We start from the raw sequence: 5,948 nt of genomic DNA on the forward strand, positions 1-5,948 counted from the left end.
GGACAGGGCAACCCGAAAGCTCGCTTTTATATTATACCAACTATTATATAGAATCAAAGAAAGAAACAATTTGCTATTCTACCTATAAAAGATATAAGGTCTTCTACAATTTATTGGAAAGGTTTGAAGGAGTTACATCGAAAAGATTATATGTGGAAAGAATAGATTCGGATTTTATTAATGAGCTTATTGTCTTCGGAAAAGAAGAAGAATATAGTGAAAATACAATATATAGGACTATTCACTTTGTGAAAACGATTCTGAATTTTGCGGAAAGAAAAGGTTTGAGCACCCGAGTAAAAGAATTTGAAATTCGCAGAGAAAAACAGCATAAAGAAATGGTAACCCTCACAGAGAGTGAAATTAATCAAATTAAATCTACCAACGTTCCGGAAGAATTAAGGGCTGCAAAAGATTGGCTGTTGATCAGCTGTTATACAGGGCAACGATTTTCAGACTTTATGTGTTTTTCTACTGAACAGCTGGTGAAGATAAATGGAAAAGTATGTGTGAATTTTATTCAGCAAAAAACAGGAAAAGAGATTTTTCTTCCTCTGCATCCCATTGTTTTAAATATTATTCAAGAAAATGGAAACTCTTTCCCAAAGCCTATGAGTATACAGCATTATAATGAAAATATAAAACAGATCGCGAGACTTGCTGGGCTCAATTATTTTCTGAAAGCTAAAAAACGTATAGGTCATAGAATTAAAAACCTTTCGATTCCCAAATGGGAATCACTTACTAGCCATATCGGAAGGCGCAGTTTTGCAACCAATTTTTATGGTAAGATTCCTACTCCTTTACTGATGGAAGCAACTGGTCATGGTACTGAACAGATGTTTTTACGATATATTAATCCTGTGGATAAAGATCGTATAATGAATCTTGGAAATTATTTTAACAAGATGTATGAAGAGCATTTGTAAGGGCCAGCTTACTATGTTGATTTTAAATTAACGGTAGTCACTGGCTATAATTTATCATATGTTTCTGGGGTGACCTCAGCCTTTTATCAAATATAATTTTTTTTTAATTTTTATTTAATTTATATATAAGGTTCCATCAATATATCCTTAACATGTTGATTTTATATTTGTTGCATAAACATGATTTATATGAACAAAAAAATCAATAAGTTAATTGTATTGGTTACTTCTTCGATGATTTATGTTCCGGTGTTTGCACAAACTGATAAAGCAAAACAGGACACAATTCATAATATTTCGGAGGTAGTGGTCACTGCGATGGGGGTGAAAAAAGAAGTTAAAAAACTGGGCTATGATGTTACAGAAGTAAAAGGAGAAGCCGTAAATAAAGTAAGGGCGGCTAATCCTATTAATGCACTGGCTGGTAAAGTTGCCGGTCTGAACATTGGTGCAAGCACGGAAATGCTGGGAAGACCCGAAATTGTCCTCAGAGGAAGCAAAGATCTGCTTTTTGTAGTGGATGGAGTACCGATTAATTCGGATACCTGGAACCTCAGTCCTGATGATGTGGAAAGCTATTCTGTATTAAAAGGACCTAATGCTGCAGCCCTCTATGGCTTTCGCGGAATTAATGGAGCCATTGTTATTACCACTAAAAAAGGAACTAAAAATAAAAGAGGCTGGACCGTTGATTTTAATTCATCAACCATGTACGATGTGGGTTTCATAGCACTTCCTGAAAGTCAACATGAATATGGAAGAGGTACAGGATTTAAATATTCTTATGGGAATGTACTCTACGATAATACCCAGCGTTTACCAGAATGGGGCCCACGTTTCGAAGGACAACCAATTCAGCAGTATGACAGTCCGTGGGATCCTGTAACGCAGGTAAGAGGAGCGACGCCATGGCTCGCCAGGGGAGTCAATAATTTTGAGAATTTTGTAGAGACCGGAGTTACCAGTACCAACAATATATCTTTGGCTGCGTCAGGTGAGAATTATGATGCAAGACTTTCTTATACTCATTTGAATCAAAAGGGAATGTTTCCGAACACTAAACTGAATGCCGATAATTTTAGCATTAATCTCGGCTATAAATTGAATGACAGGATCCGATTTGATGGAAGCTTAAATATGAGCTTGCAATATTCTCCTAATATTCCGGATGTTAATTATGGACCTAACAGTTACATCTATATGTTCAAAGTGTATGGATCATCGGATTATGATATTAATGATTTGAAGGATATTTACAGAGGACCCCAAGGAGTCCCGGATTTGATGCAGTATTCTGCCGAATATGGAAGACTTAACAGCGCTTGGTTTATGGCGAACGAATGGTTGAGGTCCCATCAAAAAACAGATATTTACGGATATTTGAAAGCGACTTATAAGATTAATGACCATATGAGCCTTAGTGCCAGATCACAGGTGACAACATGGAACCAGACTCGCACCGAAAAGGTGCCGCCTTCTACTAATCTTAATGACTATGTTCCATGGTACAGCTTCGGGTGGTATGGAGATTACAGGATTGATAAAAGAAACGTCCTGGAGAATAATACGGATATTTTGCTTACCTTCGGTAAAGATTTTGGCAACTGGAATATTTCCGCTTTGGGAGGAGCCAATATGAGGTTGTTTAAATATGACTCAGATTGGGAAACCACCAAAGGACTCGCCATTCCCAAACTCTATACATTATCCAATACAAAAGCTGCCGGATTGGCCTATTCCTGGGGATCACAGATGCAGGTATACAGTGCCTATTATTCTGTTGACTTTGGGTATAAAAAATACTTTAATATCAATACGACAGGAAGGGTAGACAATTTGTCCACTTTGCGTAAGGGATATAATACCTTTTTTTACCCTTCAGCCTCTATAAGTTCAGTAATTACAGATTATGTAAACCTTGGAAAAACTCTTTCATATTTAAAGGTCAGGGGATCATTTGCAGATGTAAAAGGAGCGCTTACTTCATCCAATATAGGATCCGCATATATGGCGGTAACCGGAAATACCCTGAACTCGGGACTGCTTCATTATGGATCAGAGCTATATACTTCGTATGACGGACCTACGTATGCCAATCAAAATGCTTATTCCAATAACAACTATTACAACGGAACAGCTTCAATTGACTACAGTTCGGTGATAGCCAATCAGAATCTGGAACCCTATAAAAGGATTTCCTACGAAGCAGGAGTGGACCTGAAGCTTTTTAAAAACAGAATCGGCTTGGAAACAACTTATTTCCGAACGATCAATGGACCTCAGATTTTTGCCATTGGAAATGCTCCGTCTGTAGGACAAAGCTATCATAATATTAATGGGGTGACCACATTGAATCAGGGCTTCGAAGTAAGTCTTAATGCTAATATTCTAAAAAACAAAAGCGGCTTTGGCTGGAATCTGTCGGCCAACTGGAGTACTTATAAAGAAACACTAAAAGAAATTGCAGAAGGATATGATGAAATTTGGCTTAATGGGCACAATTATAAACCGGGAGAACGCATGGATGCTTATTATGGGACAAAATTGGTGCGAGACGGCCAAGGAAATGTAGTACATACCACGGCAGGTCTCATATATCAGGCACCTAGTGGGCAAAGCCAAAATGGGTTCCTCGGTTATCTGAATCCTGATTATTCTGTCAGTATTACCAATAATCTGACCTATAAAAACTGGGCCCTTAGTTTTCAATGGGATGCCAGGGTGGGAGGAAAAGTATATGATTTTTTATATGCCCAGGCTATGAACGGAGGGACGGCCTATGAATCCGTAAGTGGAGCTTTTGGAGATGCACGGTACAATGAATGGATATCTTTAAGAGATCAGGGAATCATCAGCCCCAGCTATGTAGGACAAGGGGTTGTGATTACCTCCGGGACACCTAAGTTTGAAAACGGACAGATCGTCAATCTCCATGAACTTACTTTCGGTCCGAATACAACAGCTGTGACAGTACAGAGCTATGTAACCAATTTATATAATAACACGGAGTATTTTATGATTGATAGGACGTTTGCTAAATTAAGAGAAGCCAGCCTGACCTATAGTTTTCCAAAGGAATTTTTGGAAAAGACCTTTTTAAGATCATTAAGTGTATCCCTTATCGGAAGGAACCTCCTTTATTTTGCCAAAAGAAAAGATATGGATATGGATTCTTATGCTGCAGGATACAACTCTGCTGATAGGACGGCAAGCGGAGGAAAAGGTTCGGTAGGATTACAGAGTACCTCTACCAGAACTATAGGATTAAATGTAAACATAGGCTTTTAACCTTTTAAAAATTCAATATGAAAAATAAATTAGTATATAAGATTTTTATTTTATTACCCGTATTATTGTGTATTAATAGCTGTAATAGGGATGACAGTTTGCTGGATAATCCGAATACAAGATCAGAAGAATCACTCATTCCGCCAACACTGATACTGAATCATATCACATCCAACCTGATCAAATCCGAAGAAATGCCTTTTAATCAGGCAGCCAGGACCAGCCAGTTTTATGTAAGCAACTACTCCTATTATTGGGGAGCCAATTCCTATAGCTGGACGACTACGGATGATGAATATGACATCTACCTGTACGCGCAGAAGATGAGCGAGCAGGCACAAAAACTCGGAGACGATACCCGGTTTAATTTTTATAAAGCTTTATCCAACTTTTTTAAAGCTTATTCATCAATATGGCTGTCACAGAGAGTTGGTGATATCCCTATGAAAGAAGCGGGGAATTCTTCAAACCTGACACCGAATTATGATACCCAGAAAGAAGTTTATAAACAATCTCTGGATTTATTAGAAGAAGCCAATACTTTATTAGGTAAGATCAACACTACATTTCCTAATCTGAAAAATACAGTGGCAGACCAGACCGGTGATATTTTTGGACTGACTTATTTCCAATGGCAAAAGCTGATCAATACTTATGAACTCAGAATTTTAATCAGTCTGAGTAAAAGGGCAACAGATACTCCCGATCTTAATATACCGGCTAGATTTGCAGAGATATTAACAAACACCGCTCAATATCCCATAATGCAATCGAATAATGATAATATGCTTTATAAATTTAATAGGGATTATAATCCTTATCCTATTTATACAAGACGGTCCTATACCTATGGAGCCAATATTGGCAAAACCTTGCTTGATATTACCACTTCAACGAAAGATCCGAGAACATTTATTTTTGCTACTCCGGCTCCGGCAAAATACAAAGTTGCCGGGGTATCGATATCGGACTTCTCAGCCTATGTGGGAGCAAGTACAAATACTGCGCAGTCTGTTCTTTTTGCCGCAACTGATACTTCTGGTAATACCGTTTCAGATAAAGGAAATTACTCTTATATTAATTATAAAAGATATTTTTCTTCTCAGGACGGATCAACTGCGGAGCCTTATATAGTAATAGGATATCCTGAATTGTGTTTCAATATTGCGGAGGCGATTAACAGGGGATGGGTTGCCGGTGATGCTGCATCATGGTATTCAAAAGGGATTAATGCTTCCCTGTCTTTTTATGGATTAACCAATGGCCAGTCTTTCGAAATAGGTGATCGTTTGGGAGGAACCATCGGAACTGTAACTATTAATACAGATCAGTTCCTAAACAATTCGGAGGTGATATATAAGGGAAATAATTCCGAAGGATTAAAGCAAATCATTTTACAGAAGTATGTGTCATTATTCTGTAACTCAGGATATGAAGCTTTTTATAATTGGAGAAGAACGGGCTTCCCTGAATTTCAGCAGGGCGGAGTAGGTATTGGAACACCTAATAATCAGCTGCCTTACAGGTGGATGTATCCGCAGGGGGAAATTACTTATAATGCTTCCCATTATCAATCGGCAATACAATCTCAATACGAAGGCTCTGATGACATATCGAAGCTGATGTGGCTTCTGAAATAAAAATATTTTTATTTTTTACATTTCTTTCTCTGCTATAATGATGGACAGGTTTATTCATCATTATAGCTTTTTCGTGAGTAAAAAAAATAAA

At 37.7% G+C, this 5,948-nt stretch carries 3 protein-coding genes; all 3 read left to right on the top strand.

Going from position 1 to position 5,948, the window contains the following annotated elements:
- Positions 1-929: phage integrase SAM-like domain-containing protein (locus Q0A18_RS13705; protein WP_292010718.1), on the top strand; the 929-nt coding region annotated here is incomplete at its 5' end.
- A gap of 189 nt (positions 930-1,118) precedes the next feature.
- Positions 1,119-4,217 carry a SusC/RagA family TonB-linked outer membrane protein gene (locus Q0A18_RS13710; protein ID WP_292010719.1) on the top strand — a complete coding sequence of 1,033 codons (3,099 nt, stop codon included), beginning with the start codon at positions 1,119-1,121 and terminating at the stop codon, positions 4,215-4,217.
- Between the two features lie 17 nt (positions 4,218-4,234).
- Positions 4,235-5,857 (top strand): SusD/RagB family nutrient-binding outer membrane lipoprotein, encoded by a 1,623-nt coding sequence (locus tag Q0A18_RS13715; protein WP_292010720.1) that lies wholly within the window; start codon positions 4,235-4,237, stop codon positions 5,855-5,857.
- The last annotated feature ends 91 nt before the right edge of the window (positions 5,858-5,948 follow it).

The sequence above is a fragment of the Chryseobacterium sp. genome (assembly GCF_022712095.1).
Taxonomy (GTDB): Bacteria; Bacteroidota; Bacteroidia; order Flavobacteriales; family Weeksellaceae; genus Chryseobacterium.

What these genes read in the sequence shown, in the direction of transcription:
- Q0A18_RS13710 (WP_292010719.1), top strand. Translation starts at nt 1,119, where the DNA reads ATGAACAAAAAAATCAATAAGTTAATTGTATTGGTTACTTCTTCGATG.
- Q0A18_RS13715 (WP_292010720.1), top strand. Translation starts at nt 4,235, where the DNA reads ATGAAAAATAAATTAGTATATAAGATTTTTATTTTATTACCCGTATTA.